Origin of the sequence: Xanthomonas sacchari (assembly GCF_040529065.1) — a bacterium.
Taxonomy (GTDB): Bacteria; Pseudomonadota; Gammaproteobacteria; order Xanthomonadales; family Xanthomonadaceae; genus Xanthomonas_A; species Xanthomonas_A sacchari.
This window is the reverse complement of the sequence record NZ_CP132343.1, coordinates 801018-815811: the sequence shown is the minus strand read 5'-3', so window position 1 is coordinate 815811 and position 14794 is coordinate 801018. Positions and strand designations below refer to the sequence as shown.

Genomic DNA, 14794 nt, shown 5'->3' with positions numbered 1-14794 from the left:
ACAACGGGCTTCGGCTGCGACGTCACGGCAAGTGCTCTCCGCGCGGGACTTCGATCGACAGGATTGGTGGAATCCAGGCAGTACCAACAAAGGTATCGTGGCGGATATTGGCGACATTGAACACCAAGGCCAAGTCGCGCCAATGGTAATTCTTGACCAAATGGGTTTCGGCGCTAGCCAACGCCACAGAGACCGAGTACGTCCCAGGGCCTAGGTTCATAGGGAAGCGCGCCTCGGCGATTAATTGATCCCCCGCCTGCAGCCGCTCTTGAGTCTGGCCGGTGTGGTGGGTATTCGTGCCGAAAACCGGCTGGCCCAGACGATCCTTGATCATGTAGCCGAGCACGAGCCGGTCGATAGGCTCGTGAACGCGAATCTTGTAGCGCAGGGTCACCGCATCGCCCACGCCAACATACTCAACTGGATCACCCGCCTCGTCGAGAAGTTGAATCGACTCAAACACTGCCTCGCCAGTGCCCGATTCGGTCGCCGTACGACCGTCATCGGTACTTGCAGTCCTGACGCTCTTATTTTCCTTTTCGGCAATCAGGGCGTTGTAGTAATCCATGACTTCCTGCGGATCGCCATCTTTGATCAGCCGCCCCCCCTCGATCAACAGCGCGCGATCGCACAAGGCCTGAATGGCTCCAGGATCATGGGAAACAATCAGTAACGTCGTGCCGGCCTCACGAAACTCACGTATCCGCTTGAAGCACTTGTGTACGAAGTACGAGTCTCCGACCGATAACGCCTCGTCGACAATCAGGGTCTCCGGCCGCACAGCAGTCGCCACACTGAAGGCCACGCGCATTTGCATGCCGCTCGAGTAGGCACGGATCGGCTGGTCGAAGTACTCGCCAACCTCGGCAAACTCCTCGATCGATTCGAGCATCGATTCAATTTCATGGCTCGATGTCCCCATCAGGCCGAGAGCATGGCGGGCGTTCTCACGACCGGTCAGTTCTGCATTGAAGCCCAGTCCAAGCTCCAGAAGCGCCGAAATGCGCCCCGTGGCCATCACTGAACCTTCGTTTGGGCGGACTGTCCCGGTGATGATCTTGAGCAATGTGCTCTTGCCAGCGCCGTTCTGTCCGACCAGACCAACGGCTTCGCCGCGTCCAATCCGGAAAGAGATATTCCGCAGCACCCAATGCTCGGACTGCGGCTTGACGGGAATGCCGAACCAACTGGCGAAGCGCTGCAACTCGCTCCCGTAACTTCGGTAGCACTTTCCCACTCCATCGACTACCAGTACCGAATTGCTCATAGCGCATCCACCATCTCGGCCGAAGCGCGCCGAAAAACGAAAAACGAAAGCGCCAGTGCGACCAATGCACAAACGGCCGGATAGACAAGCGAGTTCTGCGGCGCACGACCATAAAGGAAGATGTCGTGGTATCCAGTCGCCAGTGCGGCGACAGGATTGAGTCGCAGGATCGCCTGGAACCTTTCAGGAACGACCTGTGCGGGATACGCAATCGGCGTCATCCAGAACCAGAACTGCATCACCACCGCCATGATCTGGCCGATGTCGCGTGCAAACACGTTGAGCGTACCGAGGAGCAGGCCGACTCCGGTCGCCAATGCGACGTTGATCAGCAGCAACAAGGGCAACCACAGCAGCGCCGGTGTCAGCGAGACGCCCAAGATCGGCACCAGCACCAAGATGACGGCGAGCAAGGCGACGTTCGTGACCAGTGCCGAACCGACCGCGACCAACGGCAAACTGATCCGCGGAAACTGCATCTTTTTGAGCAGCGAGCCATTGTCGATGAAAACGGTGAGGCAACGCTGCACGATCTCGGCGAAAGCGGACCAGCACAAGAGACCAGAAAGCAGGTACACCGCGAAAGCGAAGCGATTGTCGACGCCAGGCAGCTTGGCCGCGAGGACATTCGACAGCACGACCGCGAAAATCAATGCCTGCGCCAATGGCTGCAGCACGATCCAGAGGGTGCCCAGCTTGCTACGTGCAAGCCTGGAGCGGAAATCGTTGGCGATCGACGAGGCGATGAAGCCCCGGTAACGCCATGCTGCCGCAATCAATGATGACATGAGGTATCCGTATCGTAATAAGAATGTATCGCCGGACCGGCGGCAAGTTCGCGCAAGCGAGTCTCGATGGCGAGGGCAGCGCGCTGCGGCGAAAGAAGTGCACCAACGGACTTCGCCGCACGCCGCCCGATTTCCATTGCTTCGGCTGGGTTGTCGGCAAGCCTTTGCATGAACGCGGCCGCCTCTTCCACGCTGGGTTCGGCCCAAACATCGCCTGGCTCGTGTGGATACTCGCCCTCGCGCACGGGCACGAGCCGATATCCCACAAGCATCGCGTTGCCCGTCTCCATGAAGTCCAGGTTACCCGACCAGGCTGTCGCAATCACCGGCTTACCCATCGCCATGCACTCCGCCAACCCCAAACCGAAGCCCTCGGCCCGATGCAGCGAGACATACGCATCGCAGCAGCGCTGCAAGGCATAAACATGAGCGCGATCAATCACTTCGTCGCGCACGATGATCCGCGGGTCGGTCGCCGCCTCGTTGAGCAAGCGCCGAAACCAATCTTGGTGACGATAGCCATTGCTGGATTTCACCAGTAGGCGTACATCATCACGCCCCTTTGGAAACGCATGCTTGAACGCCGCAATCGCGGCATAGGGATTCTTGCGCTCAACCCAGGAGTTGAAGTCGAAGGTCGTCAGGAAGATGAATTTGCCTTCTTCAAGCCCAAAATCTGCGCGTTGCAGACCGCTGTCGCCAATGGCCGACAATGGCTGGGGTGCGCGCAAGATCGGCTTGTCAGTGATCCTGGAGAATGCATCTTCAATGAAGCGACTGGCGACCATGATTTCGTCGACCAAGCCAATTGCGGGAAGCCAAGCCTCCGGGACGCGCTGAAGCTCCCAGAACCAGCAGGCTATCAAATATTTTCCCGAGAGACGCTCGACGCCCACGAGCTCGAGTGCGCGCTCCAGATAATCCGGATTAACAAACATAATACTGATTGAATATGGCAGATTATCGCCAATCCACGCATCCAAACTGTGGTCGTCCCAACCATGCGGCAGGCCCAGGTCGATATCAAACAAGCGCACCGGCACCCCAGCCTCGATCAGCGCCCGCGCGTACATGCGCAGGCTCTCGCCCAGGCCGAACTGTCCTCGGACATAGCCAAGAATATTCACCCCCGGGCCAGCAGCCGCCTGCGTCGGTGCGACTGGGCCAGCGACCACCGATGGTAACGGGATATCCCATGCAGGCGTACGCGCGAAACGCGCGCTCTCGGCGGACGGTGCCGACAGCAGCCGAGCGGCGCCAACACGCCAGGAAAGTGGCAACTTACGATAAAGCACGCCCAGCCCGCTACGCTGCCTGATCCAGGCAGATAGATTGAGCAATAGCAGGCCTTTCGGCCCGCGCCGGCGAAGATCATTCACCGGAGGGGCTCCACCGCCACGCGCTCATGTCAGCGCGCGTTCCAGGTCGTGGCGCAAATCCCCCACATCCTCCACCCCCACGCTCAGCCGCACCAGCGCATCGCTGATGCCGAGCTGCTCGCGCCGCGCGACCGGCACCGAGGCATGGGTCATGACCGCAGGATGGTTGACTAGGCTTTCGACGCCGCCGAGCGATTCGGCCAGGGTGAACAGGCGGGTGCGTTCGCAGAAGCGCTTGGCCGCGCCGAAGCCACGCTTGAGCACGATCGAGACGATGCCGCCGTAGCCGGCCATCTGCCGGCCGGCCAGGGCGTGCTGCGGGTGCGAGGGCAGGCCCGGGTAGATCACCTTCTCCACCGCCGGGTGCGTTTCCAGCCACTGCGCCAGCGCCAGGGCGTTGTCGCAGTGCGCGCGCATGCGCAGCGGCAGGGTCTTCAGCCCGCGCAGGGCCAGGAAGCTGTCGAACGGGCCCTGCACGCCGCCCACCGAGTTCTGCAGGAAGGCCAGTTGCTCGGCCAGCTCGGCGTTGTCGCCGACCACGGCCATGCCGCCGACCATGTCCGAGTGGCCGTTGAGGTACTTGGTCGCCGAATGCACCACGATGTCCGCGCCCAGCGCCAGCGGCCGCTGCAGCAGCGGCGAGGCGAAGGTGTTGTCGACCACCACCAGCAAGCCGTGCTTGCGCGCGATCGCGGCGATCGCCGCGATATCGACGATCTTCAGCATCGGATTGGTCGGGGTCTCGATCCACACCATCTTGGTGGTCGGGCGGATCGCCGCCTCGAATGCAGCCGGGTCGGTCAGATCGACGAAACCGAACTCCAGCGCGGCGGTGCGCTTGCGCACGCGCTCGAACAGCCGGTAGCTGCCGCCGTACAGGTCGTCCATCGCGATCACGTGGCTGCCGCTGTCCAGCAGCTCGATCACCGTGGCGGTGGCGGCCATGCCGGAGGCGAAGGCGAAGCCGCGGCTGCCGCCCTCCAGGGCCGCCACGCAGCGCTCGTAGGCGAAGCGGGTCGGGTTGTGGGTGCGCGAGTACTCGAAGCCCTGGTGCTCGCCGGGGCTGGACTGGGCGTAGGTGGAGGTCGCGTAGATCGGCGGCATCACCGCGCCGGTGGTCGGGTCCGGGTGCTGTCCGCCATGGATGGCCAGGGTCGCCAGCGCCAGCGCAGCGCTGTCGCCATGGGGGTTCGACGTGTTGTCCGTCATGAAGGGTTACCGGAAAAGGGGCGTGATTCTAGCAGCGCGGTCTGAACGGCCCCATGCAGCGGGGCCGCGCCGACCGCAGGGATTACTGCACCCGGCGGCGCAGGTAGTTGAGCAGGTCGATCCGGGTGATCAGGCCCAGGAAGGCGCCCTCGTTCATCACGATGGCGACCTGGCCGCGGTCGAACACCGGCAGCAGGGCCTCGATGGGCGATTTGACGTCGAGCCGGTCGAGCTTGCTAACCATCGCCGTGGCCACGGGGTCGCGGAACCGCGCTTCGTCGCCATATACATGCAATAAGACGTCGCTTTCGTCGACGATACCGACCAGTTGGTCGCCTTCCATCACCGGCAGCTGCGACACGTCGTACAGCTTCATGCGCTGGTAGGCGGTGGTCAGCAGGTCCTTGGGGCCGACCACCACGGTGTCGCGCTGGCTGTACGGGCGCAGGATCAGGTCGCGCAGGTCGCCGTGCTGCGGGCGCTCCAGGAAGCCGTTGTCCAGCATCCAGTAGTCGTTGTACATCTTCGACAGGTACTTGTTGCCGGTGTCGCAGACGAACACCAGCACCCGCTTGGGTTCGGTCTGCGCGCGGCAGTACTTCAACGCCGCCGCCAGCAGGGTGCCGGTGGAGGAGCCGCCGAGGATGCCCTCCTTGGCCAGCAGCTCGCGCGCGGTGTGGAAGCTCTCGGCGTCGCTGATCGAATAGGCCTTCTTGACCCGGCTGAAATCGGAGATCGCCGGCAGGAAGTCCTCGCCGATGCCCTCCACCAGCCAGCTGCCGGACTTCTCGCTGACCGTGCCCTGCTCGATGTACTCGGTCAGGATCGAGCCGACCGGATCGGCCAGCACCAGTTCGGTGTGCGGCGAGGCGGCGGCGAAGGCGCGCGACAGGCCGGTCATGGTGCCGGAGCTGCCGCAGCCGAACACGATCGCGTCCAGCCGGCCGTCCATCTGCCGCAGGATCTCCGGGCCGGTGCCGAACTCGTGCGCGGCCGGGTTGTCGGGGTTGCCGAACTGGTTGATGAAGTAGGCCCCCGGGGTCTCGGCGGCGATGCGCGCGGCCAGATCCTGGTAGTACTCGGGGTGGCCCTTGGCCACGTCGGAGCGGGTCAGCACCACCTCGGCGCCCATCGCCTTGAGGTTGAAGATCTTCTCCCGGCTCATCTTGTCCGGGACCACCAGGATCAGCTTGTAGCCCTTCTGCTGGGCGACCAGGGCCAGGCCGATGCCGGTATTGCCGGCGGTGCCCTCGACCAGCACCGCACCGGGCTTGAGGTCGCCGCGGCGCTCGGCCGCCTCGATCATCGACAGGCCGATGCGGTCCTTGATCGAACCGCCGGGATTGGCGCTTTCCAGCTTCAGGTACAGCTCGCACACACCGGTGTCGAGCTTGCTGGCCTTGACGATGGGGGTGTCGCCGATCAGGTCGAGTACGGAGGAGTGAATGGCCATCGGGTCCGAATGCGTCGCGCCGCGGCAGCGGCTGGACCGGGCATTATCCGCGCTCGGGGAGGGAAAGTCAGAGAATGCGCGCCGCAGGGACGAAAAAAGCCGCGGTCGCGGCTTTCGGAGGGGATGACGCGGACGGTGGCAAGCCGACGAGGAGGCCAGCCACCGCCCGCGACAAGAGGGAATAGTACGGTCAGTGCGGCTTCTGCTCGTAAAGGCGCAGCAGCTTTTCCTTGGCGGCGAGCTTTTCGCGCTTCATCTGCGCCAGGGTGACATCGTCGATCGGCAGCACGCCGAGCTCGGCGTCCATGCACTTCTTGTCCAAGGTCTTGTGGCGCTGGTAGAGCTGCTTGAACTCCGGATCGGACTTGATCAACGCGTCGATTTCGGTCTGCGGTTGCCCTTCGAACATAGGAATAGCCTCCTTCAGCTGGAAACAAGAACGCCCCGGCCGCTGCGGCACGGGGCGTTGCCTGGGAGCGGAAGCGCGCGAGCCGCCGGCTGCACCGCCACAACGCCTGGAACCGCGGTTCCTGCGACGTCGGATTGCGGTGCGCGCCACTGCGTCATCGGCTCGGACTCCTCCGTTGGCACCAGGCGGCGGGAGTGCCGCCTGGACTACCGACCCTACGCTTCCCTACCGTCGCGGACAAGAGAAGCAGGCCCGCTTTGCCGCATTCAGTTGCTCGGCGCTCAGGCCCAGGGAAAAACCCCGTTAAACGCCTGGGCGCAGGGCACGACGCACTTAGGGCGCGATCACAACTTCGGCCGAGCGGGCCTTGGTCGACGCCCCCTTCTTGCCAACCGCCTGCATCCGGTTGGCGGGCACGCCGCCGCTGACCAGCGCCGCGCGCAAGGCATCGGCGCGCTTCTGGGCCACGCCGGCGTCGGTGTCGTAGGCCTCGATCCGCACCTTGCCCTTGCTGATCTGCAGGTATTGCGACAGGGCCTTGGCCTGGTTCGTGGCGTCGCCCGAGAGCGCCGCCTTGCCGGCGCCGAAGGCCGCGCCGGAGAAGGTGAAGACCTCCCCGCGGGTCTCGAAGCGCGAGGCCGGCAGCTTGGTGCCGGCGACCAGTTCGGCCTCCTCGCGCGCCAGCTTGGCCGACTTCTGCTGCGCGGCGCTGAGCTTGGCGGTCTGCTGTCCGGCCACGCTGGCCAGGGCCGCATCGGCATCCGCGCGCGCCGCCTGTTCGGCCTCGGCGGCCTGGCGCAGATTCTCGGCTTCCTCGGCCTGGATCTGCGCCTGCACGCGCAGGCGCTCGGCTTCCTGACGAGCCCGCGCGGCCTCGCGGCGGCTGGCCTCGATCAGCAGGTCGCTGCGGGTCTTCTCCAACTGGTCGACCTGGCGCCGGGCGATTTCAGCGCGGGCCATGGTCTCGGCGATCTCGACCCGGCGCTCGGCCAGGTAGCGCGCCTCGTCGCGCTCCTTGCGCTTGGCGTTGGCGAAGTTGGCCACCGCCTGCTGCGCCTGTAGGCGTTCGTAGGCGGCGACATCGGCGTTCAGCGGATCGGCCTGCAGTGCCACCAGGCGCTGGTTGAGCACGGCCAGTTCCGGGTCGTCGGCGGCCATCGCCCCCAGCGGCGCCAGCAGCAACGCCAGCAGGGCCAGGCGGCGCATTCCGTGCAGGGCGCGGCTCATGGACGGCCCTCCCCGGTGCCCAGGGTCTGTTGCAGTTGGGCCACCTCGGCCTGGCGCTGCTTCAGTTGCGCATTGGCCACCGCCTCCTCGCTGCGCGCGCGCGCCAGGTCGGCATCGGCGGCCACGCGCAGCGCCAGCTGCGGCGCGGTCTTGCGCTGGCGGCGGTCGAGTTCGGCCTGCTGCGCCTGCTCCAGGCCCTGGCGGGCGCTGGCCAGCAGGTCCGGCGCGTACTGGTCGGCATCGGCCTGGATCGCACGCTGCACCGCCTGCTGCGCGGCCAGCAACTCCGGCGAGGCCACCTGGGCGAACGCGGCCGGCGCGGCGAACAACGCCAATGCGCAGGCCATCACATACTGCTGACAACGGAAGTGTGCGAAGCTAGTTTTCATCTAGGGGGGCCGTGGACGGAGACGTCGATCACGGCCATTGTCGGAAGCCTGTGGCGCGCTTGCAACGGGCGATTGCGGATTGTTGGGGAACCATTGCGCATGGATATCGGCTATTTCCTGAAGCTGATGACCGAAAAGAACGCCTCGGACATGTTCCTGACCACAGGAGCACCGGTCTATATCAAGATCGAAGGCAAGCTGTACCCGCTCGGCGCCACCGGCCTGCCGCCGGGCATGGTCAAGAAGATCGCCTATTCGCTGATGGACGAGGGCCAGGTGCCGCAGTTCGAGCGGGAGCTGGAATTGAACATGGCCATCGCCCTGCAGGACGCCGGGCGCTTCCGCGTCAACGTGTTCAAGCAGCGCGGCGAGGTCGGCATGGTGATCCGCGCGATCCGCAGCAAGATCCCCAGCATCGAGGAGCTGCACCTGCCGCAGGTGCTCAAGGACGTGATCATGACCCCGCGCGGGCTGGTCCTGGTGGTCGGCTCGACCGGCTCGGGCAAGTCCACCTCGCTGGCGTCGATGATCGACTACCGCAACAGCACCACCACCGGGCACATCCTCACCATCGAGGACCCGATCGAATACCTGCACAAGCACAAGATGTCCATCGTCAACCAGCGCGAGGTGGGCCTGGACACCCACGCCTTCCACAACGCGCTGAAGAACGCAATGCGCGAGGCGCCGGACGTGATCCTGATCGGCGAGATCCTGGACGCGGAGACCATGGAGGCGGCCATTGCCTTCGCCGAGACCGGGCACCTGTGTCTGGCCACCCTGCACTCCAACAACGCCGACCAGACCATCGAGCGCATCCTCAACTTCTTCCCCGAGAGCGCGCACAAGAACGTGTTGATGAACCTGTCGCTGAACCTGCGCGCAGTGATCTCGCAGCGTCTGGTCAAGGACAACACCGGCCGCCGCCGGCCGGCCTCGGAAGTGCTGCTGAACACGCCGATGATCCGCGACCTGCTGCGGCGCGGGCAGGTCCACGAGATCAAGCAGGCGATGGAGGAGTCGCTGGAGGACGGCATGGAGACCTTCGACCAGTGCCTGTTCCGCATGGTCAAGCAGGGCCAGATCGAGCAGGAGGAAGCGCTGCGCGCGGCCGACTCGCGCGACGGCCTGGCCCTGAAGTTCCGCCTGTCCGAAGGCGGCAGCGGCGAACACGACCCCTACGCCGACTACGACAGCGGCCCCAGCGCCGCGCCGCGCATCACCCACGGCTTCGTCTGAGAGCATCGCCGCAAGCAATGCGGCGCTTATGCAGGAATAGGTGCGCAGGGGCGGCTTCAGCCGCGACCGGGCGTTCGCAGACGCTTGGTCGCACTGGTCCCGCAGCGACGGCGGCAACGGCGGACCGGGGGGGCCAGCGGCGGTCGCCGCGGGGTCGCCCTTTCCGGGGCCAATGCCACGTCCAGGCTGCTGCGCGTCGGGACTGAAGTCCCTCCCACAGTGCACCCAGTGAGTTCGCCGCAAGCGCGCGTGGAAGCGACCTCGTAGGAGCGGCTTCAGCCGCGACCGGGCGTTCGCAGACGCTTGGTCGCACCGGTCCCGCAGCGACGGCGGCAACGGCGGACCGGAGGATCCAGCGGCGGTCGCCGCGGGTCGCCCTTCGAGACAAACGCCACGCCCACGCAACTGCGCGTCGGGACTGAAGTCCCTCCCACAGTGCACCCAGCGAGTTTGCCGCAAGCGCCTGTGGAAGCGACCTCGTAGGAGCGGCTTCAGCCGCGAGCGGGCGTTCGCAGACGCCAGTCGCGCTGTCCCGCAGCGTCGGCGGCAACGGCGGACCGGGGATCCAGCGGCGGTCGCCGCGGGTCGGCAGGCATGGCGGCAACTTCGGCCGATCGCGTATATCGGCAGACCGGTCGCGGCTGAAGCCGCTCCTACGACACGGCGAATTTCACTGTGCGTCCGGCTGGTGTTCCGGACGTGCCGCGTCGAAGGCCGGCAGGGCCAGGCAGGCGCGCTCGATCCGCTCCAGGGTCGGATAGGCCTGCAGGTCCACGCCGAAACGGCGCGCGTTGTACAGCTGCGGCACCAGGCAGCAATCGGCCAGGCCCGGCTGCTCGCCGTGGCAGAAACTGCCGGTATCCGGCGACTCGGCCAGCAACTGCTCCAGCGCGTCGAAGCCGACCTGCATCCAGTGCCGCATCCACTCCTCGCGCTCGGGTTGCGGCACGTTCCAGGCGCTCTCGAAGAACTGCGCCACGCGCAGGTTGTTGAGCGGGTGGATGTCGCAGGCGATCAGTTGCGCCAGGCCGCGCACGCGGGCGCGGTCGATCGGCGCATCCGGCAGCAGCGGCGGCTCCGGCCAGCGCTCGTCCAGGTACTCCAGGATCGCCAGCGACTGGCGGATCGGCTGGCCGTCGTGGCACAGGGTCGGCACCAGTTCCTGCGGATTCAGCCGCGCATATTCCGGCGAGTGCTGCTGCCCGCCGTCGCGCACCAGATGCACCGGCAACGACTGGTAGGCCAGCCCCTTCAGCTCCAGCCCGATGCGCACCCGATACGCGGCGCTGGAGCGCCAGTAGGTGTAGAGCTGCAGTGCCTCGTCCATGCCCGCCTCCGTCTGCGCAATCGACAACGATACCGGTGGACACCTGGGCTGCGGCGCCGCCGGTCGCCCCGGCACCGCCGCCGGCCGGGTCAGGGCAGCGGCGCCTGCTCGATGCGCTGCTCGATCGCGCCGAAGATGCTCACTCCGTCACGGTCCAGCATCTCGATCCGCACCACGTCGCCGAAGGACATGTACGGCGTGCTCGGCTTGCCGTCGCGCAGGGTTTCCACGGTGCGCTGCTCGGCGAGGCAGGAGGCGCCGCGCGCGGTGTCCTGGTTGGCGATGGTGCCCGAGCCGACCACCGCGCCGGCCGCAAGCGGCCGGGTCTTGGCCGCGTGCGCGACCAGCTGCGCGAAATCGAACTGCATGTCCTCGCCGGCTTCCGGCGCGCCGAACCAGGTGCCGTTGATGTGGGTCAGCAGCGGCAGGTGCACCTTGTTGTCGCGCCAGGCCTCGCCCAGTTCGTCGGGAGTGACGAACACCGGCGACAGCGCCGAACGCGGCTTGGACTGCACGAAGCCGAAGCCCTTGGCCAGTTCCGGCGGAATCAGGTTGCGCAGCGACACGTCGTTGACCAGGCCGATCAACTGGATGTGCGCGGCGGCCTGCGCCGGCGTCACCCCCATCGGCACGTCGTCGGTGACCACCACGATCTCGGCCTCCAGGTCGATGCCGTAGTCCTCGCTGACCACCTTGACCGCATCGCGCGGGCCGTAGAAACCGGCGCTGACCGCCTGGTACATCAGCGGGTCGGTGTAGAAGCTCTCCGGCACCTCGGCGCCGCGCGCGCGGCGCACGCGTTCGACGTGCGGCAGGTAGGCGCTGCCGTCGAGGAACTCGTAGGCGCGCGGCAACGGCGCCGCCAGGGCCGCCATGTCCAGGTCGAACTGGCCGTCAGCGCTGCCGTCGTTGAGCGACTCGGACAGGGCGTTCAGGCGCGGGGCGAGGTTGCTCCAGTCCTCCAGCGCGCGCTGCAGGGTCGGCGCAATGCCGGTGGCGCGCACCGCGCGGGTCAGATCGCGGGACACGACGATCAGGGTGCCGTCGCGACCGCCTTCCTTCAGGGAACCTAGCTTCATGTCCGTCCAGTGCTGGGGGCTGAGCGGGCGATTGTACGGCCAGACAGCGGCTTGGTTTCAACTGAAACGGACCCGCATTTTGTGCAGCGCGCCAATTCAGGTACACTGCCCCGGTCTGCATGCGGCCGTCCGTTTCCCTCAGGGACCGCCGGCGAGGCCAGGATCGCAACGATCCGACTCGCCCGCCCCGCCCGACGCCTTTCGTGGTGCCGACGAACCCCAGCCTCGCGCTGCGGGTTGATCCACCCTCTCGCAGCGCGGTTCACGGGAACGCTCCGAGCCTCACCTACTTGCGCCTGCGCGCCGGGTCCGTCCCGGCGTCGGCGCGTTATCCGGAGCATTCTCATGTCGTTCGAATCCCTGGGCCTTGCGCCCTTCCTGCTGCGCGCGCTGGCCGAGCAGGGCTACGAAACCCCCACCCCGATCCAGGCGCAGGCCATTCCCGTCGCCCTGGAAGGCCATGACCTGATGGCCGGTGCGCAGACCGGCACCGGCAAGACCGCTGCGTTCGGCCTGCCGCTGCTGCAGCACCTGGGCACCTCGCCGCAGACCGTGGGCGCCGGCCCGCGCAAGCCGCGCGCCCTGGTGCTGACCCCGACCCGCGAACTGGCCACCCAGGTCCACGACAGCCTGCGCGGCTACAGCAAGTACCTGCGCATCCCCAGCGCCACCATCTACGGCGGCGTGGGCATGGGCAACCAGCTCGACGCGCTGCGCCGTGGCGTGGATCTGCTGATCGCCTGCCCGGGCCGCCTGCTCGACCACCTCGAGCGCCGCAGCGTGGACCTGTCCGGCATCGAGATCCTGGTGCTGGACGAGGCCGACCGCATGCTCGACATGGGCTTCCTGCCGTCGATCAAGCGCATCCTCGCCAAGCTGCCGCGGCAGAACCGCCAGACCCTGCTGTTCTCGGCCACCTTCGAGGAAGGCATCAAGCAGCTGGCCCGCGAGTTCATGCGCGACCCGCAGGAAATCCAGGCGACCCCGAGCAACACCGTGGCCGACACCATCGCCCACCGCGTGCACCCGGTGGACGGCGCGCGCAAGCGCGAACTGCTGCTGCACCTGCTGGCCGCCGACTCGCGCAAGCAGACCCTGGTGTTCGCCCGCACCAAGCACGGCGCCGACAAGCTGACCACGTTCCTGGACAAGTCCGGGATCAAGGCCGCGGCGATCCACGGCAACAAGAGCCAGGGCCAGCGCCTGCGCGCACTCGGCGACTTCAAGGCCGGCCGCATCACCGTACTGGTGGCTACCGACATCGCCGCGCGCGGCATCGACATCGACCAGTTGCCCAAGGTCATCAACTACGACCTGCCGATGGTCGCCGAGGACTACGTGCACCGCATCGGCCGCACCGGCCGCAACGGCGCGCAGGGCGAGGCGGTGTCGCTGGTGGCGCAGGACGAGGCCAAGCTGCTGCGCGCGATCGCACGCCTGCTCAAGCGCGACATGGACATCCGCGACGTGCCCGGTTTCGAGCCGGTCACGCCGATCCGCTGGGGCAACAACAATCCGCCGGACGAGCGTCCGGGCGGCCAGCGTCCGCCGCGCCGCGGCAGCCACGCCCGCCGCGGCCACGGCGATGCGCCGGCGCACGCGCATGCCGGCAGCAAGAAGCCCGGCGGCAACCACGCCGACGGCGCGCGCCGTCAGGGCCAGGGTCGCCGCCAAGGCAACGGCGGCAACCGTCCTGCCGCGCCGCGCTGAGCCATCGGCGGCCGAGCGCCTCGCACGCACCCAGGCCGCCCTTCGGGGCGGCCTTTTTTGTCCGCTCTGCCCGGACATCACGCGCCTGTCGCCAGCCCTGCAGCACGCCACGTCATGCGTTTCGCGCGCCCCGCACCGCGCCATGCCGCTCCACCCCTGACCGTACAATGCCACCCATGGATATCTTCAAAGTTTTCACCCTCGAAGCCGCGCACCGCCTGCCCAACGTGCCGCCCGGCCACAAGTGCGCGCGCCTGCACGGGCATTCGTTCCGCATCGAGCTGCACGTCAGCGGCGAACCCGGCGCCGAGAGCGGCTGGGTGATGGATTTCGGCGACATCAAGGCGGCGTTCCGCCCGCTCTACGACCAGCTCGACCACCACTACCTCAACGACATCGACGGGCTGGACAACCCCACCAGCGAGCGCCTGGCGATGTGGATCTGGGAGCGACTCAAGCCGGCGCTGCCGCTGCTGAGCGAAGTGGTGGTGCACGAGACCTGCACGTCTGGGTGCCGGTATCGCGGGCCGGGTTGAAGAAGGCTGGGAATGGGGAATGGGGAATGGGGATTGGGGAATCGTAAGGGCGGCACTGCGACGACCGAGGGTCTCCAGTGACGGCCCGCTGTTCCTCATCGCGCGCAGTTGGCGCCCGCCGGAGGCGTGGAGGCATCCGGCGAGGGCTGGCGAAATTGCGCCAAGTAATTGATCTTAAAAACAGTTTGAACGGATCCTGAGCAGCTTCAGAAAATTTTGTTGCATTGCAGCAGAATGGGCGTATGTTGCACTGCAACAGCAGTCGGCATTCCAACGGAGTTGCATGATGTCCGCTCAATTCAACGACCAGTTCAGCAGCTACACCCAGCAGTTCGCCGCTGCCGCGGCGCGTGCCAACCGCCTGGCGCTGGAGAGCGCCGAGAGCGTGTTCGGCGTGCAGTTGAAGACCTTCGAGAAGAACGTGTCGGCCACCACAGGCTTCCTCGGCGAACTGACCGAGGCGCGCGACCTGGGCACCGTGCAGGCGCTGTGGCCGAAGGGCCTGCAGATCGCCCGCGACAACTTCGAGCGGCTGGCCACGGCCAACCAGGAAGTGTTCGGCCTGGGCCTGAAGACCTCCGAGGCCATCGGCCAGCTCGCCAAGCACCAGTTCGAGGCGGCGACAGAACAGGCCGCGCCCAAGGCCAAGCCCGCCGCGAAGTAACACCCGATTCGACGTCGCTGCGGTCCGCCGCCCGACGCACCCTCGGTCTGCATGGGTCCCTCCCCCCGTGCAACCCCAAGGCCCGGTAGATCCCTCCCTCTACCGGGCCTTTTTTTTG

Annotated in this window: 13 protein-coding genes and 1 pseudogene; 4 read left to right on the top strand and 10 right to left on the bottom strand. The window is 66.5% G+C overall.

The genetic code is table 11. From position 1 onward, the window contains the following. Positions 1-22: 22 nt before the first annotated feature. The 8 genes from RAB71_RS03575 to RAB71_RS03540 all read right to left on the bottom strand — a co-directional run bounded on the left by RAB71_RS03575 (position 23) and on the right by RAB71_RS03540 (position 8121). Positions 23-1267 (bottom strand): ABC transporter ATP-binding protein, encoded by a 1245-nt coding sequence (locus RAB71_RS03575; protein WP_029561709.1) that lies wholly within the window; start codon positions 1265-1267, stop codon positions 23-25. Next, entirely contained in the window at positions 1264-2055 is a 792-nt protein-coding gene (locus tag RAB71_RS03570; protein ID WP_029561710.1) for an ABC transporter permease, read from the bottom strand. Before RAB71_RS03570 ends, RAB71_RS03575 begins: the two co-directional genes overlap by 4 nt. Further along, positions 2043-3434 (bottom strand): glycosyltransferase family 4 protein, encoded by a 1392-nt coding sequence (locus tag RAB71_RS03565; protein WP_029561711.1) that lies wholly within the window; start codon positions 3432-3434, stop codon positions 2043-2045. Before RAB71_RS03565 ends, RAB71_RS03570 begins: the two co-directional genes overlap by 13 nt. 24 nt (positions 3435-3458) lie before the next feature. After that, positions 3459-4643 (bottom strand): cystathionine gamma-synthase, encoded by a 1185-nt coding sequence (locus RAB71_RS03560; protein WP_010340226.1) that lies wholly within the window; start codon positions 4641-4643, stop codon positions 3459-3461. A gap of 82 nt (positions 4644-4725) precedes the next feature. Continuing rightward, positions 4726-6096 (bottom strand): pyridoxal-phosphate dependent enzyme, encoded by a 1371-nt coding sequence (locus RAB71_RS03555; RefSeq protein WP_010340227.1) that lies wholly within the window; start codon positions 6094-6096, stop codon positions 4726-4728. A gap of 190 nt (positions 6097-6286) precedes the next feature. After that, on the bottom strand, positions 6287-6505 hold the full coding sequence (locus RAB71_RS03550) for a YdcH family protein (protein ID WP_010340228.1): 219 nt from the start codon (positions 6503-6505) through the stop codon (positions 6287-6289). Between the two features lie 333 nt (positions 6506-6838). After that, complete coding sequence (locus RAB71_RS03545) at positions 6839-7711, bottom strand: OmpA family protein (RefSeq protein ID WP_010340229.1); 873 nt, start codon at positions 7709-7711, stop codon at positions 6839-6841. Between the two features lie 17 nt (positions 7712-7728). Continuing rightward, a complete protein-coding gene (locus tag RAB71_RS03540) occupies positions 7729-8121 on the bottom strand; it encodes a DUF4398 domain-containing protein (protein ID WP_010340230.1) in 393 nt (130 codons plus the stop codon). A 99-nt stretch (positions 8122-8220) separates the two neighbouring features. Here RAB71_RS03540 and RAB71_RS03535 point away from each other — a divergent pair, with 99 nt between their 5' ends. Beyond that, positions 8221-9360, top strand: coding sequence for a PilT/PilU family type 4a pilus ATPase (locus RAB71_RS03535; protein WP_010340231.1), 1140 nt, complete (start codon positions 8221-8223; stop codon positions 9358-9360). A 670-nt stretch (positions 9361-10030) separates the two neighbouring features. Here the strand turns inward: RAB71_RS03535 and maiA are convergent. Together maiA and RAB71_RS03525 are read right to left on the bottom strand one after the other, a co-directional pair. Continuing rightward, positions 10031-10687 (bottom strand): maleylacetoacetate isomerase, encoded by a 657-nt coding sequence (gene maiA / locus RAB71_RS03530; RefSeq protein ID WP_010343831.1) that lies wholly within the window; start codon positions 10685-10687, stop codon positions 10031-10033. Positions 10688-10776: 89 nt separating this feature from the next. Continuing rightward, positions 10777-11766: a fumarylacetoacetate hydrolase family protein gene (locus tag RAB71_RS03525; RefSeq protein WP_010343830.1), complete on the bottom strand. Its 990-nt coding sequence runs from the start codon at positions 11764-11766 to the stop codon at positions 10777-10779. A 345-nt stretch (positions 11767-12111) separates the two neighbouring features. Between RAB71_RS03525 and RAB71_RS03520 the strand changes: the two are divergent. From RAB71_RS03520 to RAB71_RS03510, 3 genes and pseudogenes are all read left to right on the top strand, one after another. Beyond that, positions 12112-13419 (top strand): annotated as a pseudogene (locus tag RAB71_RS03520) (DEAD/DEAH box helicase); the annotation flags it as partial. 233 nt (positions 13420-13652) lie between these two features. Next, the gene (gene queD, locus RAB71_RS03515) at positions 13653-14012 is read left to right on the top strand and encodes a 6-carboxytetrahydropterin synthase QueD (protein ID WP_010343828.1); all 360 of its coding nucleotides are present in this window, start codon (positions 13653-13655) and stop codon (positions 14010-14012) included. Between the two features lie 286 nt (positions 14013-14298). Further along, positions 14299-14676 carry a phasin family protein gene (locus RAB71_RS03510; protein WP_010343827.1) on the top strand — a complete coding sequence of 126 codons (378 nt, stop codon included), beginning with the start codon at positions 14299-14301 and terminating at the stop codon, positions 14674-14676. Positions 14677-14794: the final 118 nt, after the last annotated feature.